Source organism: Pseudomonas sp. NBRC 100443 (assembly GCF_030268185.1).
In the GTDB taxonomy this organism is placed as follows: domain Bacteria; phylum Pseudomonadota; class Gammaproteobacteria; order Pseudomonadales; family Pseudomonadaceae; genus Pseudomonas; species Pseudomonas citronellolis.
In genome coordinates this window covers 39997-62029 of record NZ_BSQE01000023.1, presented here as the reverse complement: position 1 = coordinate 62029, position 22033 = coordinate 39997, and the positions used below count along the sequence as shown (strand labels likewise).

General features: G+C 69.3%; 24 protein-coding genes. 12 read left to right on the top strand and 12 right to left on the bottom strand.

Translation table 11 applies throughout. The annotated features are described in order from the left end of the window. Positions 1-69 precede the first annotated feature (69 nt). Together QSJ95_RS25620 and QSJ95_RS25615 are read left to right on the top strand one after the other, a co-directional pair. Positions 70-978: a DNA-3-methyladenine glycosylase family protein gene (locus QSJ95_RS25620; protein WP_285646258.1), complete on the top strand. Its 909-nt coding sequence runs from the start codon at positions 70-72 to the stop codon at positions 976-978. Positions 979-982: 4 nt separating this feature from the next. Then, entirely contained in the window at positions 983-1480 is a 498-nt protein-coding gene (locus QSJ95_RS25615; protein ID WP_285646256.1) for a methylated-DNA--[protein]-cysteine S-methyltransferase, read from the top strand. A 227-nt stretch (positions 1481-1707) separates the two neighbouring features. Here the strand turns inward: QSJ95_RS25615 and QSJ95_RS25610 are convergent, their stop codons facing one another. The 6 genes from QSJ95_RS25610 to aroC all read right to left on the bottom strand — a co-directional run bounded on the left by QSJ95_RS25610 (position 1708) and on the right by aroC (position 6249). Beyond that, positions 1708-1899, bottom strand: a complete 192-nt coding sequence (locus QSJ95_RS25610; RefSeq protein ID WP_043272153.1) for a PLDc N-terminal domain-containing protein — start codon at positions 1897-1899, stop codon at positions 1708-1710. Between the two features lie 52 nt (positions 1900-1951). Continuing rightward, complete coding sequence (gene mtnC, locus QSJ95_RS25605) at positions 1952-2635, bottom strand: acireductone synthase (RefSeq protein WP_058490240.1); 684 nt, start codon at positions 2633-2635, stop codon at positions 1952-1954. A gap of 112 nt (positions 2636-2747) precedes the next feature. Then, positions 2748-3293: a 1,2-dihydroxy-3-keto-5-methylthiopentene dioxygenase gene (locus QSJ95_RS25600; protein WP_009618648.1), complete on the bottom strand. Its 546-nt coding sequence runs from the start codon at positions 3291-3293 to the stop codon at positions 2748-2750. A 30-nt stretch (positions 3294-3323) separates the two neighbouring features. Continuing rightward, positions 3324-3950, bottom strand: a complete 627-nt coding sequence (locus QSJ95_RS25595) for a methylthioribulose 1-phosphate dehydratase (protein WP_285646253.1) — start codon at positions 3948-3950, stop codon at positions 3324-3326. Continuing rightward, a complete protein-coding gene (locus QSJ95_RS25590; RefSeq protein ID WP_285646251.1) occupies positions 3947-5098 on the bottom strand; it encodes an MFS transporter in 1152 nt (383 codons plus the stop codon). The genes QSJ95_RS25595 and QSJ95_RS25590 overlap by 4 nt, the downstream gene beginning before the upstream one ends. A 59-nt stretch (positions 5099-5157) precedes the next feature. Beyond that, complete coding sequence (aroC, locus tag QSJ95_RS25585; RefSeq protein WP_058490242.1) at positions 5158-6249, bottom strand: chorismate synthase; 1092 nt, start codon at positions 6247-6249, stop codon at positions 5158-5160. A 112-nt stretch (positions 6250-6361) separates the two neighbouring features. Between aroC and QSJ95_RS25580 the strand changes: the two genes are divergently transcribed. Together QSJ95_RS25580 and QSJ95_RS25575 are read left to right on the top strand one after the other, a co-directional pair. After that, positions 6362-7360: an alpha/beta hydrolase gene (locus QSJ95_RS25580; RefSeq protein WP_285646305.1), complete on the top strand. Its 999-nt coding sequence runs from the start codon at positions 6362-6364 to the stop codon at positions 7358-7360. Positions 7361-7487: 127 nt separating this feature from the next. Continuing rightward, positions 7488-8273, top strand: coding sequence for a hypothetical protein (locus QSJ95_RS25575; protein WP_285646250.1), 786 nt, complete (start codon positions 7488-7490; stop codon positions 8271-8273). Between the two features lie 415 nt (positions 8274-8688). Here the strand turns inward: QSJ95_RS25575 and prmB are convergent, their stop codons facing one another. Further along, complete coding sequence (prmB, locus tag QSJ95_RS25570) at positions 8689-9600, bottom strand: 50S ribosomal protein L3 N(5)-glutamine methyltransferase (protein ID WP_285646249.1); 912 nt, start codon at positions 9598-9600, stop codon at positions 8689-8691. 172 nt (positions 9601-9772) lie between these two features. Between prmB and QSJ95_RS25565 the strand changes: the two genes are divergently transcribed. From QSJ95_RS25565 to folE, 4 genes are all read left to right on the top strand, one after another. Further along, positions 9773-10369, top strand: a complete 597-nt coding sequence (locus tag QSJ95_RS25565) for a cysteine hydrolase family protein (RefSeq protein ID WP_009618632.1) — start codon at positions 9773-9775, stop codon at positions 10367-10369. A gap of 169 nt (positions 10370-10538) precedes the next feature. Beyond that, positions 10539-10859 carry a hypothetical protein gene (locus tag QSJ95_RS25560; protein ID WP_285646246.1) on the top strand — a complete coding sequence of 107 codons (321 nt, stop codon included), beginning with the start codon at positions 10539-10541 and terminating at the stop codon, positions 10857-10859. Positions 10860-10917: 58 nt separating this feature from the next. Beyond that, positions 10918-11475, top strand: coding sequence for a Smr/MutS family protein (locus QSJ95_RS25555; RefSeq protein ID WP_009618628.1), 558 nt, complete (start codon positions 10918-10920; stop codon positions 11473-11475). 95 nt (positions 11476-11570) lie between these two features. Next, positions 11571-12116: a GTP cyclohydrolase I FolE gene (folE, locus tag QSJ95_RS25550; RefSeq protein ID WP_043314280.1), complete on the top strand. Its 546-nt coding sequence runs from the start codon at positions 11571-11573 to the stop codon at positions 12114-12116. Positions 12117-12498: 382 nt separating this feature from the next. Here folE and QSJ95_RS25545 read toward each other — a convergent pair whose 3' ends face one another. The 4 genes from QSJ95_RS25545 to QSJ95_RS25530 form a co-directional block, all read right to left on the bottom strand. Continuing rightward, the gene (locus tag QSJ95_RS25545) at positions 12499-13359 is read right to left on the bottom strand and encodes a cache domain-containing protein (RefSeq protein WP_043272161.1); all 861 of its coding nucleotides are present in this window, start codon (positions 13357-13359) and stop codon (positions 12499-12501) included. A gap of 73 nt (positions 13360-13432) precedes the next feature. Then, positions 13433-13894 carry a bacteriohemerythrin gene (locus QSJ95_RS25540; RefSeq protein WP_009618618.1) on the bottom strand — a complete coding sequence of 154 codons (462 nt, stop codon included), beginning with the start codon at positions 13892-13894 and terminating at the stop codon, positions 13433-13435. Between the two features lie 201 nt (positions 13895-14095). Then, positions 14096-14698 carry a glutathione S-transferase family protein gene (locus QSJ95_RS25535; RefSeq protein ID WP_009618616.1) on the bottom strand — a complete coding sequence of 201 codons (603 nt, stop codon included), beginning with the start codon at positions 14696-14698 and terminating at the stop codon, positions 14096-14098. Between the two features lie 9 nt (positions 14699-14707). Beyond that, the gene (locus tag QSJ95_RS25530; RefSeq protein ID WP_285646237.1) at positions 14708-15874 is read right to left on the bottom strand and encodes an aminotransferase-like domain-containing protein; all 1167 of its coding nucleotides are present in this window, start codon (positions 15872-15874) and stop codon (positions 14708-14710) included. 80 nt (positions 15875-15954) lie between these two features. On the opposite strand from QSJ95_RS25530, the gene QSJ95_RS25525 reads away from it, so the two are divergent. Next, positions 15955-16398 (top strand): MarR family winged helix-turn-helix transcriptional regulator, encoded by a 444-nt coding sequence (locus tag QSJ95_RS25525; RefSeq protein WP_009618612.1) that lies wholly within the window; start codon positions 15955-15957, stop codon positions 16396-16398. Here QSJ95_RS25525 and QSJ95_RS25520 read toward each other — a convergent pair. Beyond that, positions 16386-17033 carry a hypothetical protein gene (locus tag QSJ95_RS25520; RefSeq protein ID WP_043272164.1) on the bottom strand — a complete coding sequence of 216 codons (648 nt, stop codon included), beginning with the start codon at positions 17031-17033 and terminating at the stop codon, positions 16386-16388. The two genes, QSJ95_RS25525 and QSJ95_RS25520, sit on opposite strands and share 13 nt — an antisense overlap. Before the next feature lie 145 nt (positions 17034-17178). On the opposite strand from QSJ95_RS25520, the gene QSJ95_RS25515 reads away from it, so the two are divergent. The 3 genes from QSJ95_RS25515 to QSJ95_RS25505 all read left to right on the top strand — a co-directional run bounded on the left by QSJ95_RS25515 (position 17179) and on the right by QSJ95_RS25505 (position 22032). Next, complete coding sequence (locus tag QSJ95_RS25515) at positions 17179-17790, top strand: LysE family translocator (protein WP_261746491.1); 612 nt, start codon at positions 17179-17181, stop codon at positions 17788-17790. Beyond that, the gene (locus QSJ95_RS25510; RefSeq protein ID WP_285646229.1) at positions 17787-18980 is read left to right on the top strand and encodes a benzoate/H(+) symporter BenE family transporter; all 1194 of its coding nucleotides are present in this window, start codon (positions 17787-17789) and stop codon (positions 18978-18980) included. The genes QSJ95_RS25515 and QSJ95_RS25510 overlap by 4 nt, the downstream gene beginning before the upstream one ends. A gap of 319 nt (positions 18981-19299) precedes the next feature. Further along, positions 19300-22032 (top strand): cation-transporting P-type ATPase, encoded by a 2733-nt coding sequence (locus tag QSJ95_RS25505; RefSeq protein WP_285646226.1) that lies wholly within the window; start codon positions 19300-19302, stop codon positions 22030-22032. The last annotated feature ends 1 nt before the right edge of the window (position 22033 follow it).

The following is a 22033-nucleotide window of genomic DNA, read 5'->3' as shown; positions in this document are numbered from 1 at the left end:
CTTTGCCCACTCACTTTGAAAGCCAGCTGCGGGACGACAGCGCGGCAGCGGCGGGTTATGGTCAGCGCCATGAACGCACCCATCACGCCCCTCGTCCTGCACCTGCCCTACCAGCTGCCCTGGGACTGGGCACAGTTCCACGCCCATTTCGCCCTGCGCCGCCTGGCCGGGGTGGAAACCCTGGGCGAGGCGCATTACCGACGCAGCCTGCGCCTGGATGGCGTGCCCGGCTGGATGGACATCCGCCCGCTGGCCGACGAGCCGGCGCTGCGCCTGGAGCTGCACCTGGACGGCGCCGGCGCCGACAGCGCCCCGCTGGCCGCGCGGGTGCGCAAGATGTTCGACCTGGACAGCGACCCGCGGGCGGTGGCCGCGCACCTGGGCGCCGACCCGCTGCTGCGCCCGCTCGTCGAGGCCTGGCCAGGGCTGCGCCTGCCCTGCGCCTTCGATCCGTTCGAGCAGGCGGTGCGCGCCATCGTCGGCCAGCAGGTCACGGTGAAGGCCGCGGTGACCATCACCGGCCGCCTGGTGCAGCGCCTCGGCCAGCCCCTGGGCAACGCCGTGGCCGACGGCCCGCAATACCTCTTCCCTACCCCGCGGGCCCTGGCCGAGGCGAACCTCGACGGCATCGGCATGCCCGGCAAGCGCGTGGCCAGCCTGCAGCGCTTCGCCGCCGCGGTGGCCGAAGGCGCCCTGGAACTGCACGTGGAGGATGGCGCGCAAGCGCTGGTGAAACGCCTCTGCGAGCTGCCCGGCATCGGCCCCTGGACCGCCGAGTACGTGGCCCTGCGCGCCTTCGGCGAGGCCGACGCCTTCCCCACCGCCGACCTGGGCCTGCTCAAGTCGCCGGTCTGGGGCGAGGCCGGCACCACCGCCCGCGACCTGCAACGCCGCGCCGAGGCCTGGCGCCCCTGGCGCGCCTACGCCGCCGTCTATCTCTGGCAAGCCTATTCGCAAGGCAGCCGCATCGGAGGATGAAGCCATGCATTACCGCTACTACGACAGCCCCCTCTGCCGCCTGCTGCTGGCCGGCGACGAACAGGGCCTGCGCATGCTCTACATGACCCCGTTCGAAGGCCACGAGCCGGGCCCGGACTGGCGCGAGGCCAGCAGCCAGCTCGACGCCGTGATGCGGCAGTTGGACGAATACTTCGCCGGCAAGCGCAAGGTCTTCGACGTGCGCCTGGCGCCCCAGGGCACCGAGTTCCAGCGCCAGGTCTGGCACGCGCTGACGCAGATTCCCTACGGCCACACCACCTGGTACGCCGACCTGGCCGAACGCATCGGCCGGCCGAAGGCGGTGCGCGCGGTGGGCGCGGCCAACGGCGCCAATCCGATCAGCATCATCATCCCCTGCCACCGGGTGATCGGCCGCGACGGCAGCCTCACCGGCTACGGCGGCGGCCTGCCGCGCAAGGAGGCGCTGCTGCGGCTGGAGGGGGTGATGGTGGGGGCGTCGCGGGAGTTGGAGCTGATCTGACGGTTTCGCGGCCCGATCGCGGACAGAGTCCGCTCCTACAGCATGAGCGAGCATGGCTTTTCGTAGGATGGTGTTGAGCGAAGCGATACCCATCAGCGCAACCGCATGGGTTTCGCAGGCTCAACCCATCCTACGATCATGCCTCCCGGGACCTGTAGGAGCGGACTCCGTCCGCGATTGGATTCACCGGCCGCGCCGGATCGTCCACCGATACGACCAGCCCGAGGTCAAACCCGCACGTTGCCCTTGGGCCCGGCGATCGCCCAGATCACCAGCCCGAGCAGCGGCAGGATGAGGATCACCAACACCCAGATGATCTTGATGGGCACGTCCGCGCTGCTCTTGAGCACGCTGATGATCGCCCAGACGTCGAGGGCGAAGATGATCAGGCCGATCAGGCCGTTGAAGGTCGAACCCATGGCGCCGCTCCCGCTGCTGGAGGTGTGCCCTCCAGCATAGACGGCGGCGGCCTCAGCAGCGGGCCGGGTCGATCAGGGCGAAGCTGGCCTGCGTCTCGTGGCCTTCCAGGGCGCCGCCTTCGCGGGCCAGGCCGATGGTCGCCAGGCCCGCCTCGCGGGCGGCGTCCAGCTCCTGCACCACGTCGGAGAGGAACAGCACCTGCTCCGCCGGCAGGCCGATGGCCTGGACGATGCGCGCGTAGGAGGCGGCCTCGCGCTTGGGCCCGCTGGTGGTGTCGAAGTAGCCGGAGAACAGCGGCGCCAGGTCGCCGGCCTCGGAGCAGCCGAAGATCAGCTTCTGCGCCTGGATCGAGCCGGAGGAGTAGACGTACAGGTCATAGCCCTCGGCCTTCCAGCGGCGCAGCGCTTCCACCGCGTCCGGGTAGACGTGGCCCTTGAGCTGGCCGGCGCGGTAGCCCTGCTCCCAGACCATGCCCTGCAGCGCTTTCAGCGGCGTGGCCTTGCGGTCTTCGGCGATCCATTGCAGGAGGATGGCGATGCAGCGCTCGACGTCGGCGCCGGCTTCGCCGCTCTCGGCGCGCACCGCGTCCAGCTGCGCGGCCACTTCCGCCTCGCCGGCGTGCTCGCGGACGAAATCCGGCAGGTGCGCGGCGGCATAGGGGAAGAGCACGTCGAAGACGAAGCTGACGGCGCTGGTGGTGCCTTCGATGTCGGTGAGGATGGCTTTGATCGGCATGGTAACTCCGGTGTAACGCTATCCGTAGGAGCGGACCTTGTCCGCGATGGCCGGAGGTTCCGGCGCGATTCGCGGATGAGATCCACTCCTACGAAAGAAATAGAACGGGGGGTCAGTCTTCCAGCAGCGGGAAGCGCCTGGCGATCTCGTCGCCGGTGAACTTCGCCACCCAGCCCTCGGGATTGTTGAACAGGCGGATGGCCACGAAGTGCGGGCGCTCGCCCATGTCGAACCAGTGGCGGGTGCCGGCCGGCACCGAGATCAGGTCGTTCTTCTCGCAGAGCACGGCGTAGACGTGGTCCTCGACGTGCAGGGTGAACAGGCCGCGGCCGGCGACGAAGAAGCGCACTTCGTCCTCGCCGTGGCGGTGTTCGTCGAGGAACTTGGCGCGCAGCTCGTCCTTCTGCGGGTGGTCGGCGCTGAGGCTGACCACGTCGACGGTGACGTAGCCCTGCTCGTCCTTCAGGCGCTGGATCTCCGGCGCGTAGGCGGCCAGCACCTCGTCGGGGCTGGCGCCGGGGGCGATGGGCGCGCTGGCCTGCCAGCGCTCGAAGCGCACGCCGAGTTCGGCCAGGGTGGCGGCGATGTCCTCGGCGTGGGTCAGCAGCTTCAGCGGCTGCTCGGGGGCGGATTCGTGGTAGACGGTCAGGCTGCTCATGCTCGGGTCCTCGGGTACTGCCGGATTCGCTCAGCGCGCGCCGCCGCGAAGGCTGATCACTTTAAGTTCGCATTCGAAGAGGAATTCGAAGGCTTCCACCTGGCGCAGGGCGTCTTCCATGCGCGGCCCCCAAGTGTACAGGCCGTGGCCGCGGATCAGGTAGCCGGGGCAGTCCGGGTGGGCGTCCAGCCAGGGCTGGACCTTGCACGCCAGGCGGGCGATGTCCTGGTCGTTGTCGAAGATCGGCACCGTCACCCGGCCCTCGTGGGTGGTGACGCCGGCGAAGGCCTTCTGCAGCTCGTAGTCCTCAAGCTCCAGGCGGTCGCCCTGGGTCAGGCGCGAGAGCACGGTGGCGTTCACCGAGTGGGTGTGCAGCACCGCGCCTATCTCGGCGCGCCAGGCGTACAGCTGGGTGTGCAGCAGCGTCTCGGCCGAGGGTTTCTTTCCCGCCTCGAGGCTGTTGCCGGCAAGATCGGTCTCCAGCACGTCGTCGACGCCCAACTGGCCCTTGTGCTTGCCCGAGACGGTGAGCAGCGCGCGGTCGGCGGCCAGGCGCGCGGAATAGTTGCTGCTGGTGGCCGGCGACCAGCCGCGGCCATACAGGAAGCGCCCGGCCTCGATGATCTGGCGGGTCAGGTGTTCACGGTTGTTGCTCATGGCCGCTCCTCTTTCAGACGGGTACGGATGATAACGGCTGCGGCCAGCGCCGCCAGGCTGGCGATGGCGAAAGTCCAGGCCGGGCCCAGGCTGGCCCAACTGTAGCCGGAGTAAAGCGCGCCCAGGGCGCCGCCGGTGCCGGCCAGGGCGGCATAGAGCGCCTGCCCTTGCCCCTGCTGGCGCGCCTGGAAGCTGCGCTGGACGAAATGGATGGCGGCGGCGTGGAAGGCGCCGAAGGTGGCCGCGTGCAGCAGCTGGGCGAACAATAGCAGGCCCAGGTGGTCGGCCAGGCTGCCCAGCAGCAGCCAGCGCAGCGCCGCCAGCAGGAAGCTCGCCGCCAGCACCTGGCGCAGGCTGAAGCGCCCCAGCAGGCGCGGCATCACCAGGAACAGCAGCACCTCGGCCACCACGCCCAGGGCCCACAGCCAGCCGATCAGCCCGCGGCTGTAGCCGAGGGCCTCCAGGTGCAGGGTGAGGAAGGTGTAGTACGGCCCGTGGGACAGCTGCATCAGGCACACGCACAGGTAGAAGGCGATCACCCCCGGCTGGCGCAGCTGGGCCAGGAAGCCGCTGGCCGGCGCGTCGCCGTGGCGCCAGGCCGGCTGGGCGTTGGGCACCCACCAGCTGGCGGCGACGATGCCCAGCATGATCGCCAGCAGCGCCACGGGGTAATAGTCCAGGCTGGTGGCTTCGAACAGCCAGCCGAGGCCGACCACGGTGCAGATGAAGCCGATCGAGCCCCACAGGCGGATGCGGCTGTAGCTGGCGGTGCGCTCGCCCAGGTGGGCCAGGGTGATCACTTCGAACTGCGGCAGCACCGCGTGCCAGAAGAACGCATGCCCGGCCATCACCAGCGCCAGCCAGGCGTAGCTGTGGTCGAGGAAGATCAGCGCGAAGCACGCCGCCGTGCACAGCGCGCCGAAGCGCACGATGCGCAGGCGCTGGCCGGAACGGTCGCCCAGCCAGCCCCACAGGTTCGGCGCCACGCAGCGCATCAGCATGGGGATGGCCACCAGCTCGCCGATGCGCGCGGCGGAAAAGCCCAGGTGGTGGAAGTACAGGGCGAGGAAAGGCGCGGTCCCGCCCAGCAGGCAGAAATAGAAGAAGTAGAAGCTGGACAGGCGCCAGTAGGGGAAAGAAGCAGCCATGGGCTGGAAGCTCGAAGCTGGAAGTGGCGGCTCTGGGCTTCAGGCTTCCAGCTTCTGGCTCAGAGCTGCCCCAGCACCGGCGTATTGACGCGCACGTCGGCATTCTGCGCACGCTGGCGCAGCAGGTGGTCCATCAGCACGATGGCCATCATCGCCTCGGCGATGGGCGTGGCGCGGATGCCCACGCAGGGGTCGTGGCGGCCCTTGGTGACCACGTCCACCGGGTTGCCGTTCACGTCGATGGAGCGGCCGGGGGTGGTGATGCTGGAAGTCGGCTTGAGCGCCAGGTGCGCGACTATCGGCTGGCCGCTGGAGATGCCGCCGAGAATGCCGCCGGCATTGTTCGACAGGAAGCCCTCGGGGCGCAGCTCGTCGCGGTGCTCGGTGCCGCGCTGGGCGACGCTGGCGAAACCGGCGCCGATCTCCACGCCCTTGACCGCGTTGATGCTCATCAGCGCGTGGGCCAGTTCCGCGTCCAGGCGGTCGAAGATCGGCTCGCCCAGGCCCGGCGGCACGCCTTCGGCGACCACGGTGATCTTCGCGCCCACCGAATCCTGGTCGCGGCGCAGCTGGTCCATATAGGCCTCCAGCTCCGCCACCTTGTCCGGGTCGGGGCTGAAGAAGGCGTTCTGCTCGACGCTGTCCCAGGTCTTGAAGGGGATTTCGATCGGGCCCAGTTGGCTCATGTAGCCGCGCACCCGGATGCCCAGGCTCGCCAGGTACTTCTTGGCGATGGCCCCGGCGGCCACGCGCATGGCGGTCTCGCGGGCCGAGGAACGGCCGCCGCCGCGGTAGTCGCGCACGCCGTACTTGTGGTGGTAGCTGTAGTCGGCGTGGGCCGGGCGGAACAGGTCCTTGATCGCCGAGTAGTCCTTGGACTTCTGGTCGGTGTTGCGGATCAAGAGGCCGATCGGGGTGCCGGTGGTCTTGCCCTCGAACACGCCGGAGAGGATTTCCACCTCGTCGGCTTCCTGGCGCTGGGTGGTGTGCCGGCTGGTGCCGGGCTTGCGCCGGTCGAGGTCGCGCTGCAGGTCTTCCAGGGAAAGCTCCAGCCCCGGCGGGCAGCCGTCGACGATGGCGACCAGCGCCGGGCCGTGGCTTTCGCCAGCGGTGGTGACGGTGAACAGCTTGCCGTAGGTGTTGCCGGACATGCGAGGCTCCGCGGAAGACTTGGGTGAACGAAAAGGCCCAGCAGTATACCTGCGACATACCGCCCTGCGAACCTTCCGCGGCGCGCGCCGTCAAACCGCTATCATGCAGTCCATGAAGCCTTCCATGCCGCGCCTTATCACCTTTCTTTCCTGCTGGCTGTTCGCCGCAATGACCTACGCCGCCTCCCCCACCATCCTGCAACGCCCCTACGACCTGGACACCGGCCACGGCGTGCTGCGCGGCACCCTGCTGCTGCCGCAGACCGCCAGCCCGCCGCCGCTGGCCCTGCTGGTGGCCGGCTCCGGCCCCACCGACCGCGACGGCAACAACCCCGAGGGCGGCAACAACGCCTACCTGCGGCGCCTGGCCGAGGCCCTGGCCAGCAACGGCATCGCCAGCCTGCGCTACGACAAGCGCGGCATCGCCCGCAGCCGCGACGCCGCGCCGGACGAACGGCAGCTGAGCGTCGACGGCTACGTCGACGACCTGGTGGCCTGGAGCGACCGGCTGGCCGAGGACCCGCGCTTCGGCCCGCAGGTGCTGGTGGGCCACAGCGAGGGCGCGCTGATCGCCAGCCTGGCCGCGCCGCGCAGCAAGGCCGCGGCCCTGGTGCTGATCGCCGGCAGTGGCCGGCCGATCGACAAGGTGCTGCGCGAGCAGCTTTCGATGCGCCTGCCGCCGCCCCTGCTGGCGACGGCCGATGCCATCCTTGACCAGTTGCGCGGCGGCCACCAGGTGCCCGAGGTGCCGGCGCAGTTGAACGCGCTGTTCCGCCCCAGCGTGCAGCCCTACCTGATCTCGCTGTTCCGCCACGATCCGGCGCGGGCGCTGGCCCGGGTGCGCCAGCCGACGCTGATCCTGCAGGGCACCAGCGACATCCAGGTCGACGTGGCCGACGCCCAGGCGCTGCAGCGCGCCAGGCCGGACGCCGAATTGCAGCTGATCTCCGGCATGAACCACATCCTGCGCATCGTCCCGGCCGACGTGAAGAAGCAGTTGGCGTCCTACAACGACCCCGGGCTGCCGCTGGCCCGCGACCTGGTCCAGCGGCTGGTCGGCTTCATCCTGCGGACCCGTCCGCAGACTCCATCGGCCGAAGACATGAGCTGAAACGGGCGTCTCAAGAAATCACTGTCGGCGTCGATAATCGCTTAGCCCCTGTATGAAAGTCGTTACTTACACGCTTCCTACAGAAGTTGAGTTGATCCCTGGCCGTCGGCCAGGCCCGAGGAATCCGATGACCGACGCCGACCCGCGCAGCGACGCCGCCGCCCCCGCCGAAACACCGGCCCCGCCCCATCCCTGGGCGGAGCTGGCGCCGGAGCATTTCCGCCTGCTGCGCCTGGCGCCCCTGCCCACCGACCGCAGCACCGGCGCCCGCGCCCTGCGCTTCGTCCAGCTCGGCCGGGTGGAACGCCACGCCCCGGAGCAGAGCCTGCTGCGCCTGAGCATCCAACTGCCCGGCCAGGCCCTGCGCAAGGAGCAGAACCTGTTCGAGGTCTGGGCCGACCACCGCAACAAGGAAGTGCGCTTCGGCGCCGACAGCGGCTTCGCCCTGGAGCCGATCAACCGCGGGCTGGGCCGCTTCCTGCTGGCCCAGGGCATCGCCTGGGCGCGGCAGAAGTGGGCGCATTACAAGGTCGAGGGCGGCGTGCTGGGGGTGAAGGACGCGCCCAACGAGGACATCCGCCTGCGCCGCGACCACTTCCTGCGCGCCCAGGGCTTCGACGTGGAATACGAGGACTCGCGCCAGCTCAAGGCCCGCTACGGCGCCGGGCGGGTGAGCGAGCTGTACGACGACTGGAACAAGGACAAGGTGCAACTGCTGCCGCTGCTGGACGCCGCGGCCATGCTGGAGCAGGCCGACCAGAACCTGGCCAGCCAGGACAACGAGATCCGCAAGCTGCAACAGCGCATCGAGACCTTCCGCCGCGACGACACCAGCCTGCGCTTCATCATCGCCTGCCTGACGGTATTCGCGGTATTCCAGGCCGGGCTGCTGATCTGGATGGCGACGCACTGAGGGCCGGCGCGGACGGACGGGCACGGCTCGCTCCTACGAAGAGCACGGCCGCGGGAGACTTTTGTAGGATGGGTTGAGCGAAGCGATACCCATCACCACGGCCGCATGGGTTTCGCAAGCTCAACCCATCCTACGAAAAGCACCTCGGCGCAGTCGGCAAGACAGTTGCTCCAACAAGAAAATGCCGTGCCCCACGGCATACGTAGGGCGAATAACGCTCCGCGTTATCCGCCCTGCTGGCGGAATCGCGGATGAATCCGCTCCTACGCCCTCCGGCAAACACAAGACCCGTAGGATGGCGTTGAGCGAAGCGATACCCATCGCCACGACCGCATGGGTTTCGCAGGAGCCCCCGGTATCGCCCCCTGTAGGAGCGCGCCCTGCGCGCGAAATCGCGGGCAGGGCCCGCGGCGCCTCAGTTCACCCGCGAACGGAACAGCGCCTGGTGTTCGCGGCACTGCGCCGCCGACAGCAGGAACACCCCGTGCCCGCCGTGGCGGAATTCCAGCCAGGTGAAGTCCACCTCCGGGTACAGCGCCTCGACGTGCACCTGGCTGTTGCCCACTTCGACGATCAGGGTGCCCTGCTCGGTCAGGTGGTCGGCGGCCTCGGCGAGCATGCGCCGCACCAGGTCCAGGCCGTCGTGACCGCAGGCCAGGCCCAGTTCCGGCTCGTGCTGGTACTCGGCCGGCATGTCGGCGAAGTCCTCGGCGTCGACGTAGGGCGGGTTGGACACGATCAGGTCGAAGCGCTGCCCCGGCAGGCCGGCGAAGCCGTCGCCCTGCACGGTGTAGACGCGCTCGCCCAGCTCGTGGCGCTCGATGTTGACGTTGGCCACTTCCAGGGCCTCGAAGGACAGGTCGGCCAGCACCACTTCCGCCTGGAGGAATTCGTAGGCGCAGGCGATGCCGATGCAGCCCGAGCCCGTGCACAGGTCGAGGATGCGCGCCGGTTCCGCCGCCAGCCAGGGCTCGAAGCGCTGCTGGATCAGCTCGGCGATGGGCGAACGCGGCACCAGCACGCGCTCGTCGACCACGAACGGCAGGCCGCAGAACCAGGCCTCGCCCAGCAGGTAGGCGGTGGGCACGCGCTCCTCGATGCGCCGGCGCAGCAGTTCGCGCAGTTGCTCGCGCTCGTCGTCCTCGAGGCGGCAATCCAGGTACGCATCGGCCATTTCCCACGGCAGGTGCAGCGCGCCGAGCACCAGCAGGCGGGCGTCGTCCCAGGCGTTGTCGGTGCCATGTCCGAAGTACAGCCCCTCGGCATGGAAGCGGCTGACCGCCCAGCGGATATGGTCTCGAAGGGTCAGCAAACGGGATTCGGTCACGGCGCAGGGTCCTCGCGGCGGGCAAAAAGGCCGGCATTCTAGCCCAAGGCGGCCTGCCGCGGGCGCACACCGGCGTCGAGGGGGTCAATACCACTTTGCGCGGGTTTCGCATAGATTCACAGCGCCCGCGGAACAGACCACAATGGTGGCATACGCATCATAGGAGTTCGTCATGTCTCAACCGCTCAGCATGCTGAAGATCAGCGGACGCGGCTATCCGCCCGCCACCCTCCGCCAGAGCACGCTGCTGATCATCGACGCCCAGGAAGAGTACCGCAGCGGCGTCCTCGCCCTGCCCGGCCTGGAACCGGCGGTCGCGCAGATCCGCCAACTGCTGGATGCCGCGCGCAGCCAGGGCACCCCGATCGTCCACGTGCGCCACCTGGGCATCCACGGCGGCCTGCTCGACCCGCAGGGTCCGCGCGGGCAGTTCCTGCCCGAACTGGCGCCGCTGCCCGGCGAGGTGGTGGTGGAGAAGCGCCTGCCCAACGCCTTCTCCGGCACCGAACTGCACGACCGCCTGCAGCACAACGGCCGGCTGGACATCATCGTCTGCGGCTTCATGACCCATTCGAGCATCAGCACCACCGTGCGCGCGGCCAAGGACTACGGCTACCGCTGCACCCTGGTCACCGCCGCCTGCGCCACCCGCGACATCCCCACCCCGGATGGCGGCGTGCTCTCGGCGCGCGACCTGCACCACGCGGAAATGGCCGCCCTGGGCGACAACTTCGCCGCCGTGGTCGGCGAGGCCCAGGCGCTGATCTGAGCGCCGTCCGTCCCGCTGCGGCGGCAAGCTGCCGCCGCAGCTATTAGGCTGTAAGGCGACACATCCAGCGGGCACGCGCCGGACGGGCGGGCCAGGCATTCCCTGCGGGGGCGGAACCCCCTCCCGCCGACACCGGTCATAGCCTCGTTCAGCAGATGAGGAAGCCGGGATGAAGATGTCCGACAGTTTCGATCCACGCACGCTACGCCCGAAGCGACCGGGCCGCTGGCGCTGGCGTTTCGTGGCCGCCGTGGCCGCGCTGATCGCCGCGTTCGGCGTGCTCGGCGCCCTGGCCGGCGGCGCGGCCTTGCTGCGCCGGCAACCGGCGGCGGGGGTCATGCACATCGAACCGGCGGCCGGCGCGGTATTGCTGGTGATCGGCCTGCTCGCCCTGTGGCTGGGCGTGCTGTTCTGGCGCCTGGCGCGGCGCCGCGCGCGGCATGGCGACGGCCTCAGCCTGTCGCCGCGGCTGATGAAGAAGCGCGGCTGAGCGGCTTGCCGCAAAGCGCCCGCGATCCGCTAGAATGCCGCCTCTTCGCGGAGGCTCCATGCAAGACGACGATTTTTCCCTGTTCGCCAACGAGATGCGCGGCGTCAAGCGCATCCAGGTGGACCAGGCCGACACCGGCAAGCCCAAGGCCGACCGCCAGCAGGTCAAGCTGCGCCAGCAGAACGCCACGACCAAGGTGGAAAACCAGCGCGTCGACGGGCTGTCCGACCTGTTCGTCATCGACGTCGGCGCCGAGGACGAGCTGTACTGGGCCCGCGACGGCGTGCAGGAAGGCCAGATGCGCAAGCTCAAGGCCGGCCAGATCGGCTTCGAGGGCAGCCTCGACCTGCACGGCATGAATATCGAGAAGGCCCGCGAGCTGCTCTGGGACTTCCTCGCCGAGGCCAGCCGCCTGGAGGTGCGCTGCGTGCGCGTCACCCACGGCAAGGCGGCGCGCACCGACGGCCGTCGGCCGCTGCTCAAGAGCCACGTCAACACCTGGCTGCGCCAGCATCCGCAGGTCCTGGGCTTCACCTCGGCCCTGCCGCGCCATGGCGGCACCGGCTCGCTCTACGTGATGCTGCGCCGCACCATGCTGGAGGGGCGCGACGAATAATCCGTCGCTCCCGCTGGCGCACCGCGCCCTTGCCAGCACGCCACGCGCGCCCTACCCTGCGCCTCTGCGCTTCAACGAGTCCCAACAGGTAGAACATGTCCCTGGAACAAAACTACTCGCAGATCCTCAGCCAGCTCGGCGAGGACGTCACCCGCGAAGGCCTGCTCGACACGCCCAAGCGCGCCGCCAAGGCCATGCAGTACCTCTGCCGCGGCTACCAGCAGACGCTGGAAGAGATCGTCAACGGCGCGCTGTTCAGCTCCGACAACAGCGAAATGGTGCTGGTCAAGGACATCGAGCTGTACTCGCTGTGCGAGCACCACCTGCTGCCCTTCATCGGCAAGGCCCACGTGGCCTACATCCCCAACGGCAAGGTGCTGGGCCTGTCCAAGGTGGCGCGCATCGTCGACATGTACGCCCGCCGCCTGCAGATCCAGGAGAACATGTCGCGGCAGATCGCCGAGGCCGTGCAACAGGTCACCGGCGCCCTGGGCGTGGCGGTGGTCATCGAGGCCAAGCACATGTGCATGATGATGCGCGGCGTGGAGAAGCAGAATTCCTCCATGGTCACCTCGGTGATGCTCGGCGAGTTCCGCGAGAACGCCGCTACCCGCAGCGAGTTCCTCAGCCTGATTCGCTGAGGTCGCTTGCGGGGATGGAAAACCGGCCTGTGGGGCCGGTTTTTCTTTGGGCTTCGGGTAGTCCGTGCGGCCGGGGGTAATCGCGGACGGAGTCCGCTCCCCCGTAGGATGGCGTTGAGCGAAGCGATACCCATCACCGCCACCGCACGGGTTTCGCAGGCTCAACCCATCCTACGAAGAACACCTCGGTGCAGCCCCGTAGGATGGGTTGAGCGAAGCGATACCCATCACCGCCACCGCATGGGTTTCGCAGGCTCAACCCATCCTACGAAGAACGCCTCGGAGCGGCCTGGGAAGCACGGGCGTAGGAGCGGACTTTGTCCGCGATTGGATTCACCGCCCACGCCGGACGCTCCGATGGCACGAACGGCTCCTGGCGGACTCACCCCCCCGCCGTGTAGTACCCCACCGCCACCAGGTAATGCCCGCTCTTGCGCAGCAGGGCATGCTTGTTCTCCACCTTGCCGGTCACCGGGTTGCGCCACTGGTAGTCGAACTGCCCTTCGCCCTTGCTCTTGGCCAGCGCCAGCATGGCCTGGCCGATGGCGTTGCCGGCCGGGTCCTTGAGGCTGGCGAAGTCGGTGCCGACCATCCGGGTGTTGTAGCCGTGGGCGACGAACTTGCCGGTGTCCATGTCGACCACGAAGGCATAGAGGTCATCCTCGATGAAGGCCTTGTCGAGGTCGTTGATGCGCTTGAAGGTCGCTTCCGGCGCGCCTTCCACCGCCTTCGCCGTCTTCTCCAGCATGGCCTCGGCCTGGCGGGCGTCGGCGCGCGGGATGTAGTAGCCCACCGCCAGGAAGCGGTCGCCTATGCGCTGGTAGTAGGTGTGCTTGCGCTCGACGCGGCCGTCGGCCCAGTTCTTCCAGCGGTACTCGGTTTCCTGCACCTTGCCGTTCTCCGGGGCCTTGAGGGCCTTGGCGAACTGCTTGCGCATGTTCGGGTCGAGCAGTTGCGAGACGTCGCGGCCGATCAGCACCACCGAGGGGCCGCCGCTGGCCAGCATCACGCCCTTGCTGTCGACGACGTAGACGTACAGCTCGTTGTCGATGAACTCGCCCTGGCGGCTGAACGCGGCGAAGGCCTTGTCGCCCTCCTGGCGATAGTAGGCCACGGCCTTCTCCAGCAACTGCCGGGCCCGCTGGGCCTGGGCGGCGTCGGCCGCGGTGCTGGTGGCGGCCGGCAGGTGCAGCGGGGCCAGGCAGGCGAGGCAGAACAGCAGCGCACTGAACAGGCGTTTCATGCAGGGTCCTCCATGTCGTCCCTTCTTGTTCTGGACTGAGCATAGATGGCCGCCGCGGTTTCGCCCGCCGGCGTCAGCCGAAGAAGCGCTTCATCGAGCGCGACAGCCAGCCGCCGTGGCTCTGGTCGTGGGTCAGCTCGTGCATGCTGGCCTTGACCGACTCCACGTAGTTGGCGTCGTCGTTGCGGATGTGGGTGAACAGCCAGCGCCCGAGCAACCCCTTGAGTTCCTCGGCGACGTCCTCGCCGGCGGCGAAGCGCAGGCGGTAGTCGGATACGCGCTTGATGAAGAGTTCGTGGACCTTCTTGTGGGCGCGGGTGAACTGGTAGCCGGAGTCTTCCAGCAAGGTTTCCTCGAAGGCGAAGTGCGACTGGGTGTAGTCCACCAGTTCCTCGATCACCTCGCCGACCCGCGCCTTGTCCAGGGTGCCCTGGGCCTCGTGCAGTTGGTTGATCATCTCGACGATTCGCTTGTGCTGGTTGTCGATCACCTGGATGCCGGTGTTCAGGTCATCCTGCCAGACCAGATAGGCCATTTTTCCCTCCCCCACCGGTCGCCGGCATTCCTGCCGCCGCGGCCCGGCTACTGCTCTATTGTTGGCTGGGTCCAGGGTAGGGAGGCGAAACGGCGCGCGCCATGATGCCCGTCAATGGGGAGGCCCTTAAACTGCGAGCCAGAGCGCACGAATACGAAAAAGCCCGCGCGATGGCGGGCTTCTTCTGACACCTCGGGCCCCTCAGTCGAGCATGCCGACGTGCCGCGGGTGCGCCGCGACGCGCGCCATCCAGGCGTTGATCGCCGGGTAGCCGGAGAGGTCGAAACCGCCCTGGTGCGCCACGTGGGTGTAGGCGTACAGGGTGATGTCGGCGATGGAGTAGCTGTCGCCCACCAGGTAGGGCGTGCGCGCCAGCTGCTGCTCCATCACGTCCAGGGCCTTGTAGCCGCCCTTCAGGCAGTCCTCGTACTCGGCGCGGCGCTCGTCCGGCATCTTCAGGTAGAACTGGATGAAACGCGCCACCGCCACGTAGGGCTCGTGGCTGTACTGCTCGAAGAACTGCCACTGCAGCACCTGGGTGCGCAGGCGCGGTTCCTTCGGCAGCAGCTCGCTGCCGTCGGCGAGGAAGTTGAGGATGGCGTTGGATTCCCACAGGCAGCTGCCGTCCTCAAGTTCCAGCACCGGCACCTTGCCGTTGGGGTTCTTGGCCAGGAATCCGGGGGTCTGCGTCTCGCCCTTGAGGATGTCGACGTCCTGCCACTGGTACGGCAGGCCCAGCAGGTGCAGGACCAGCTTGACCTTGTAGCAGTTGCCGGACAACCGGTCGCCGTAGACGGTGTACATGGCGCCTCCTCAGGCAGATTGGGCCGCTTGCGCTTCGCGGATCACCGTGGCCAGGCGGCGCAGGCCCTCGCCCAGGCGCTCCGGCGCCACGTGGCTGAAGTTCAGGCGCAGGTGGCCGGGGTTGGCGTCGGGGTCGGTGAAGAAGGGTTCGCCGGGCATGAAGGCCACGTTCTGCTGCAGGGCCTTGTCCAGCAGGCCGCGGGTGTCCAGCGGCTGCTTCAGGGTCAGCCAGAAGAACAGCCCGCCCTGGGGCACGTTCCACTCGGCCAGGTCGGCGAAGTGCTCTTCCAGCTGGGCCTGCATGGCGTCGCGGCGGATGCGGTAGAAGTCGCGCAGCTCGGCCAGGTGGCCACGGTAGGCCTCGGTGCCGAACCACTGCAGGGCCTGCCACTGGCCGATGCGGTTGGTGTGCAGGTCGGCCGACTGCTTCAGGCGCAGCAGGTGCGGGAACAGGTCCGGGGTGGCGATCAGGAAGCCCACGCGCAGGCCCGGCAGCAGGGTCTTGGAGACGGTGCCGGTGTAGATCCAGCTGGCCTTCTTCAGGCGGCTGACCAGCGGGGTGGCGCTGCCGGCGTCGAACACCAGCTCGCGGTAGGGTTCGTCTTCGATCAGGGTCACGCCGAACTCGTCGAGCAGCGCCGCCACTTCGTCGCGGCGTTCTTCGCTGTAGCGCACGCCGGACGGATTCTGGAAGGTCGGGATGAGGTAGGCGAAGGCCGGCTTGTGGCGCTCCAGGCACTGGCGCAGGGCGGCCACGTCCGGGCCCTCGGCGCCCAGCGGCACGGTCACGCAGTCGGCGCCGAACAGCTGGAAGGCCTGCAGCGCGGCCAGGTAGGTCGGCGCTTCGAGCAGTACCTCGGTGCCCGGGTCGATGAACAGCTTGCTGGCGAGGTCGAGGGTCTGCTGCGAACCGCTGACGATCAGCACCTGGCTGGCCTCGCAGGGCACGCCCAGGGCCCGCGCTTCGGCGGCGATGGCCTCGCGCAGGGCCGGCTCGCCCTCGCTCATGCCGTACTGGCCCATGCTGGCCGGCATGTCCGCCCATTCCACCTTGGGCAGCATGGGTTCGGCCGGCAGGCCGCCGGCGAAGGACATCACCTCCGGACGTTGCGCCGCAGCGAGGATTTCACGGATCAGGGAGCTTTTCAGGCGGGCGATACGTTCGGAGAAGGCCATGGGGTCACCGGTAGCGGAGGCAGGAGCAAATGGGTCAAACTGGTTGACCGAAGCTACGACGGCCGAACGGATACGTCAATATGCCTGACCTTCTGCCCTCCGACACCTGGTCGGAAGCCATGCAAGCCTTTTACTTCAGCTACCGGGCGTTCACCGCCAAGCCGGACGAGATCCTCGCCCGCCGCGGCCTGGGCCGGGTGCACCACCGCATCCTGTTCTTCGTCGCGCGCCAGAGCGGGTTGAGCGTGAAGGAGCTGCTGGCCACCCTGGGCGTGAGCAAGCAGGCGCTGAACATGCCGCTGCGGCAACTGCAGGAGATGCAGCTGATCCGCAGCGAAGCCTCGCCGGCCGACAAGCGCAAGCGCCTGCTCAGCCTCACCGCCGAGGGCGCCAAGCTGGAACGGGCCCTGCGCAACGAGCAGGCGCGCCTGCTGCAGCGCGCCTTCGCCGAGGCCGGCGAAGAGGCGGTACACGGCTGGCTGGCGGTCAACCAGGCCCTGGCGCAGCCGCTTCAGGAAACCTGAGCGCCGCCCTCCAGCTCCCGCGCGCCGCGCAGGAACATCAGCGCCAGCGGCAGCAGCGCCGCGGCGGCCAGGACGGTGCCGGGGATGAACAGCAGGATGCTGGCCATGCACACGCCCGAGAGCACGTCGAGCCAGCCCAGCACCTTCACCGAAGGGTACGGCAGGCCGATCTTCAGCACCCGCACGCCATACCACAGGCCCACCAGGCCGCTGGGCAGGAACAGCGCCATGAAGCCGGCCAGGGCGGCGTTGGGCGTGCCGTCGAGCTGGGCGTCGAAGATCACCGCGTAGGCCTGGATCACCAGCGCCAGGCCGATGGACAGCCACAGCGGCCAGGCCATGCCGCGGGCGCCGAAGCGCTCGACCAGGAACTGCGTGGCGCGCCAGCTGAGGTAGCAGCCGAGCAGCGTGCAGAGCACGCCCAGCCACAGGCTGTAGCTGTCCAGGGCGTCGCCGCGCCCGCTGCCGCCGAGGAACGACAGGCCGAACAGCACGCTCTGCGCCAGCAGCAGCGCCAGGCTCAGCCAGGCCAGCAGGCGCAGGTGGCCGGGGCTCCAGCGGCCGCCGGCGAGGCTGGCCGGGGTGCGCGCCTCGATCAGCTCGACCTTGGGCGCGGCATAGGGGTTGTGGTCCATGGCGGGACTCCACGACTGCGACCTGCCCACCATATCCACAGCACGCCGGGCGCGCCACTGTACGGCCCGATCCGCCCCTGGCTGTTACGCGACAGCCCGCAGGCCGGGGGTTAGGCTGCGGAAAAACCACAAGACGCGTGCCACCATGCCCCTCGAACTCCTGGCCGCCTTCATCGGCTTCGCCTTCGTCACCTCCATCACGCCCGGGCCGAACAACATGATGCTGCTGGCCTCCGGGGTGAACTTCGGCGTGCGCCGCACCGTCCCGCACATGCTCGGCATCAGCATCGGCTTCCTGCTGCTGGTGGTCGCCGTGGGCCTGGGGCTGGACCAGCTGTTCCACGCCTTCCCCTTCACCTACCAGGCGCTGCGCTACCTGGGCGCGGCCTACCTGCTGTACCTGGCCTGGGGCATCGCCCGCGCCGGCGCGCCGCAGGCCAACGGGCGCGGCAGCGGCAAGCCGTTCAGCTTCCTGCAGGCGGCGGCCTTCCAGTGGGTCAACCCCAAGGCCTGGATCATGGCCATCGGCGCCATCACCACCTATACCCCGCAGCAGGGCTTCGTCGGCAACGTACTGCTGATCGCGGTGCTGTTCGCCGTGGTCAACCTGCCCAGCGTCGGCGTCTGGACGGTGCTCGGCAGTTGCCTGCGGCACTGGCTGGAACAGCCGGCGCGGCGCCGCGTGTTCAATATCGGCATGGCCCTGCTGCTGGTAGCCTCCCTCTACCCCCTGTTCGTGGACATCACCCCCGCATGACCGATTCGACCAGCGCGCGCCTGCGCCCCTTCGCCGACTCCTCCCCCGCCGCCGTGGTGGCCGGCTTCGTCGCCATGCTCACCGGCTACACCAGCTCGCTGGTGCTGATGTTCCAGGCCGGCCAGGCCGCCGGGCTGAGCAACGCGCAGATTTCCTCGTGGATCTGGGCGCTGTCCATCGGCATGGCGCTGACCACCATCGGCCTGACCCTGCGCTACCGCACGCCCATCGTCATCGCCTGGTCCACCCCCGGCGCCGCGCTGCTGATCAGCAGCCTGCCGGGCGTGCCCTACTCGGAAGCCATCGGCGCCTTCATCGTCTGTGCCGCGCTGATCACCCTGTGCGGCATCACCGGCAGCTTCGACCGCCTGATGCGCCAGGTGCCCGGCTCGCTGGCCTCGGCGCTGCTGGCCGGGGTGTTGTTCCGCATCTGCATCGAGATCTGCCGCGCGGCCGAGCAGCAGACGCTGCTGGTGGCGGCGATGTTCCTCAGCTACCTGCTGGCCAAGCGCCTGTCGCCGCGCTACGCGGTGTTCGTCGCGCTGCTGGTGGGCGTGGCCCTGGCCGGCGCCCTGGGCCTGCTGAACTTCAGCCACTTCCAGCTGGAGCTGGCGAAACCGGTGTGGACCACGCCGAGCTTCTCCCTGGCCGCCACCATCAGCATCGGCATCCCGCTGTTCATCGTCGCCATGGCTTCGCAGAACATGCCGGGCCTGGCCGTGCTGCGCGCCGACGGCTACCAGGTGCCGGCCTCGCCGCTGATCTCCAGCACCGGCATCGCCTCGCTGCTGCTGGCGCCGTTCGGCTCCCACGGCATCAACCTGGCGGCCATCAGCGCGGCCATCTGCACCGGCCCGGAAGCCCACGAGAACCCGCACAAGCGCTACACCGCGGCGCTCTGGTGCGGGGTCTTCTACGGCGTGGCGGGCATCTTCGGCGCCACCCTGGCGGCGCTGTTCGCGGCCCTGCCCAAGGCGCTGGTGCTGTCCATCGCCGCCCTGGCGCTGCTCGGCTCGATCACCAACGGCCTGAGCAACGCCATGGCCGAGGCTCGCCAACGTGAGGCGGCGATGGTTACCTTCCTGGTGACTGCCTCGGGTCTCACGCTGTTTTCCGTGGGCTCGGCCTTCTGGGGGCTGGTGGCGGGGTTGGTGACGCAGTTGGTGTTGAATTGGCGTCGGGCGATTTGATGAGGAAGGTTCAGGGGTTGGGCGAGAGCCCCTCTCCCCAGCCCTCGGCTGCGCGCCCCGCCCTGAAGGGAGAGGGGGCTTGTCCGTGCCAACGGGGAGAATGGCCTACGCCGGATACTTCGCGCTTGCCGGCTAACTGTGGAGTACCCACGCACGCCGAACGGTCCCCTCTCCCTGCCGGCCAAAACAGGCTCCTGCTGTAACAGAATGCAAAACACTGGGCGGACGCCGGTCGCCTGCGCTGTTCCAGGTCAAGCCCGGCGGACGCCCGCCTGTCCATGCTGTAGCTCATCCCTGCCCCATCCGACAGGAGCCTTGCATGAGCCGACGCCGCGTTTCCCACTCCGACGCCAGCGCCACGCCCTGGCACAGCCTCGCCGGCGACGAGGTCCAGGCCCGCCTGCGCAGCGGCCCCGGCGGCCTCGACGAGGCCGAGGTGCAAAGCCGCCGCCAGCAATACGGCGAGAACCGCCTGGCGCCGCCGCGCCGGCGCGGCCCGCTGCTGCGCCTGCTGCTGCAGTTCCACAACATCCTGCTCTACGTGATGCTCGCCGCCGCGCTCGTCACCGCGCTGCTCGGCCACTGGGTGGACACCGCGGTGCTGCTGGGCGCGGTGCTGATCAACGCGGTGATCGGCTTCATCCAGGAAGGCAAGGCCGAATCGGCGCTGGACGCCATCCGCGGCATGCTCTCCTCCACCGCCACCGTGGTGCGCCAGGGCAAGCGCCAGCAGATCGACGCCGCAGCCCTGGTCCCCGGCGACCTGGTGCTGCTGGCCTCCGGCGACCGCGTGCCGGCCGACCTGCGCCTGCTCGGCGGCAAGGAACTGCGCGTCGACGAGGCGGCCTTGACCGGCGAATCCCTGCCGGTGGAGAAGAACGCCCAGGCGGTGGCCGCCGACGCGCCCCTGGGCGACCGCTACGGCATGGCCTACTCCGGCACCCTGGTGGTCTACGGCCAGGCCCGCGGCCTGGTGGTGGGCACCGGGGCGGACACCGAGCTGGGGCGCATCAACCAGATGCTCAGCAGCGTGGAGAACCTGACCACCCCGCTGCTGCGGCAGATCGACCGCTTCGGCCGCATCCTGGCCATGGTCATCCTCGGCATCGGCGCCCTGGTGTTCCTGCTCGGCACCCTGTGGCTGGGCGAGACGCCGGAGCAGATGTTCATGATGGTGGTGGCCCTGGTGGCCTCGGCCATCCCCGAGGGGCTGCCGGCGATCATGACCGTGACCCTCGCCCTGGGCGTGCAGCGCATGGCCCGCCAGCGCGCCATCGTGCGGCGCCTGCCGGCGGTAGAGACGCTGGGCTCGGTGACGGTGATCTGCTCGGACAAGACCGGCACCCTGACCTGCAACGAGATGACCGTGCAGCGCCTGGTCTGCGCCGAGCGGGTGTATGAAGTGGAAGGCGTCGGCTACGTCCCCGAGGGCGGCTTCAGCGTCGACGGCCGCGCCGTGCAGCCGGACGCGCAACCGGCGCTGCTGCAGGCGATCCGCGCCGGGGTGCTGTGCAACGACGCCCAGCTGCGCGAGGACGGCGGCCAGTGGAGCATCGAGGGCGACCCCACCGAAGGCGCGCTGCTGGTGCTCGGCGCCAAGGCCGGGCTGCCCCAGGAAGCCTGCGCCCGGGACTGGCCGCGGCTGGACAGCATTCCCTTCGAGTCGCAGCACCGCTTCATGGCCAGCAGCCACCAGGACGCCGAAGGCCGCCCGTGGATACTGGTCAAGGGCGCGCCGGAGCGCATCCTCGAAATGTGCTCGACGCAGCTCACCGATGCCGGCGCGGCGCCGCTGGACCCGGACTACTGGCGGCGCATGGCCACCGACACCGCCGCCCGCGGCCTGCGCCTGCTGGCCCTGGCCGCGCGGCAGGCGGCGCCGCAGGGCGCGCAACTGGGCTTCGACGACGTCGCCGAGGGCTTCACTCTGCTGGCCCTGGTGGGCCTGATCGACCCGCCACGGGCCGAGGCCATCGCCGCCGTGGCGCACTGCCAGCAGGCCGGCATCCGCGTCAAGATGATCACCGGCGACCATGCCGAGACCGCCCGCGCCATCGGCGCGCGGCTGGGCATCGGCGTCGGCCGCCCGGCGGTGACCGGCGCCGAGGTGGCGCTGATGGACGACGCCGAACTGCGCCGCGTGGCCCTGGAGGTGGACGTGTTCGCCCGCGCCAGCCCCGAGCACAAGCTGCGCCTGGTGCAGGCCCTGCAGGAGGACGGCCAGGTGGTGGCGATGACCGGCGACGGCGTCAACGACGCCCCGGCGCTCAAGCGCGCCGAGGTCGGCGTGGCCATGGGCCGCAAGGGCACCGAGGCGGCGCGCGAGGCCGCCGACGTGGTGCTCGCCGACGACAACTTCGCCAGCATCGCCAGCGCCGTGCGCGAGGGCCGCGCGGTCTACGACAACCTGAAGAAATTCATCCTGTTCATGCTGCCGACCAATGGCGGCGAGGCGCTGGTGGTGATCGCCGCGCTGTTCCTCGGCCTGGGCCTGCCGCTGACGCCGGCGCAGGTGCTGTGGATCAACATGGTCACCTCCAGCACCCTGGGCCTGGCCCTGGCCTTCGAGCCGGCCGAGCACGACATCATGCGCCGCAGCCCGCGGCCGCCGGGCAACGCCCTGCTTTCCGGGTTCTTCGTCTGGCGCGTGCTGATGGTGGCGCTGCTGATGATGCTCGGCGCCTTCGGCCTGTTCCTCTGGGAGCTGCAGCGCGGCACCGGCATCGAGTCGGCGCGGACCATGGCGGTCAACGCGGTGGTGATCGCGGAGATGTTCTACCTGATCAACAGCCGCTCGATCTTCGGCTCGGTGCTCAACCGCGAGGGCCTGTTCGGCAACCGCTGGGTGCTGCTGGCCATCGCCGCGTGCATCCCGTTGCAGCTGGCCTTCACCTACGCGCCCTGGATGCAGGAGATCTTCGGCTCCAGGGGCCTGAGCCCGGCCGAATGGCTACGGGCGCTGGGCGCCGGGCTGCTGGTGTTCCTCGGCGCCGAGCTGGAGAAGTGGGTGATCCGCCACAGCGGCCTGGCGCAGCGCCTGGCCAGGCACTGAG

What these genes read in the sequence shown, in the direction of transcription:
- QSJ95_RS25620 (WP_285646258.1), top strand. Translation starts at nt 70, where the DNA reads ATGAACGCACCCATCACGCCCCTCGTCCTGCACCTGCCCTACCAGCTG.
- QSJ95_RS25615 (WP_285646256.1), top strand. Translation starts at nt 983, where the DNA reads ATGCATTACCGCTACTACGACAGCCCCCTCTGCCGCCTGCTGCTGGCC.
- QSJ95_RS25610 (WP_043272153.1), bottom strand. Translation starts at nt 1,899, where the DNA reads ATGGGTTCGACCTTCAACGGCCTGATCGGCCTGATCATCTTCGCCCTC.
- mtnC (WP_058490240.1), bottom strand. Translation starts at nt 2,635, where the DNA reads ATGCCGATCAAAGCCATCCTCACCGACATCGAAGGCACCACCAGCGCC.
- QSJ95_RS25600 (WP_009618648.1), bottom strand. Translation starts at nt 3,293, where the DNA reads ATGAGCAGCCTGACCGTCTACCACGAATCCGCCCCCGAGCAGCCGCTG.
- QSJ95_RS25595 (WP_285646253.1), bottom strand. Translation starts at nt 3,950, where the DNA reads ATGAGCAACAACCGTGAACACCTGACCCGCCAGATCATCGAGGCCGGG.
- QSJ95_RS25590 (WP_285646251.1), bottom strand. Translation starts at nt 5,098, where the DNA reads ATGGCTGCTTCTTTCCCCTACTGGCGCCTGTCCAGCTTCTACTTCTTC.
- aroC (WP_058490242.1), bottom strand. Translation starts at nt 6,249, where the DNA reads ATGTCCGGCAACACCTACGGCAAGCTGTTCACCGTCACCACCGCTGGC.
- QSJ95_RS25580 (WP_285646305.1), top strand. Translation starts at nt 6,362, where the DNA reads ATGAAGCCTTCCATGCCGCGCCTTATCACCTTTCTTTCCTGCTGGCTG.
- QSJ95_RS25575 (WP_285646250.1), top strand. Translation starts at nt 7,488, where the DNA reads ATGACCGACGCCGACCCGCGCAGCGACGCCGCCGCCCCCGCCGAAACA.
- QSJ95_RS25565 (WP_009618632.1), top strand. Translation starts at nt 9,773, where the DNA reads ATGTCTCAACCGCTCAGCATGCTGAAGATCAGCGGACGCGGCTATCCG.
- QSJ95_RS25560 (WP_285646246.1), top strand. Translation starts at nt 10,539, where the DNA reads ATGAAGATGTCCGACAGTTTCGATCCACGCACGCTACGCCCGAAGCGA.
- QSJ95_RS25555 (WP_009618628.1), top strand. Translation starts at nt 10,918, where the DNA reads ATGCAAGACGACGATTTTTCCCTGTTCGCCAACGAGATGCGCGGCGTC.
- folE (WP_043314280.1), top strand. Translation starts at nt 11,571, where the DNA reads ATGTCCCTGGAACAAAACTACTCGCAGATCCTCAGCCAGCTCGGCGAG.
- QSJ95_RS25545 (WP_043272161.1), bottom strand. Translation starts at nt 13,359, where the DNA reads ATGAAACGCCTGTTCAGTGCGCTGCTGTTCTGCCTCGCCTGCCTGGCC.
- QSJ95_RS25540 (WP_009618618.1), bottom strand. Translation starts at nt 13,894, where the DNA reads ATGGCCTATCTGGTCTGGCAGGATGACCTGAACACCGGCATCCAGGTG.
- QSJ95_RS25535 (WP_009618616.1), bottom strand. Translation starts at nt 14,698, where the DNA reads ATGTACACCGTCTACGGCGACCGGTTGTCCGGCAACTGCTACAAGGTC.
- QSJ95_RS25530 (WP_285646237.1), bottom strand. Translation starts at nt 15,874, where the DNA reads ATGGCCTTCTCCGAACGTATCGCCCGCCTGAAAAGCTCCCTGATCCGT.
- QSJ95_RS25525 (WP_009618612.1), top strand. Translation starts at nt 15,955, where the DNA reads ATGCCTGACCTTCTGCCCTCCGACACCTGGTCGGAAGCCATGCAAGCC.
- QSJ95_RS25520 (WP_043272164.1), bottom strand. Translation starts at nt 17,033, where the DNA reads ATGGACCACAACCCCTATGCCGCGCCCAAGGTCGAGCTGATCGAGGCG.
- QSJ95_RS25515 (WP_261746491.1), top strand. Translation starts at nt 17,179, where the DNA reads ATGCCCCTCGAACTCCTGGCCGCCTTCATCGGCTTCGCCTTCGTCACC.
- QSJ95_RS25510 (WP_285646229.1), top strand. Translation starts at nt 17,787, where the DNA reads ATGACCGATTCGACCAGCGCGCGCCTGCGCCCCTTCGCCGACTCCTCC.
- QSJ95_RS25505 (WP_285646226.1), top strand. Translation starts at nt 19,300, where the DNA reads ATGAGCCGACGCCGCGTTTCCCACTCCGACGCCAGCGCCACGCCCTGG.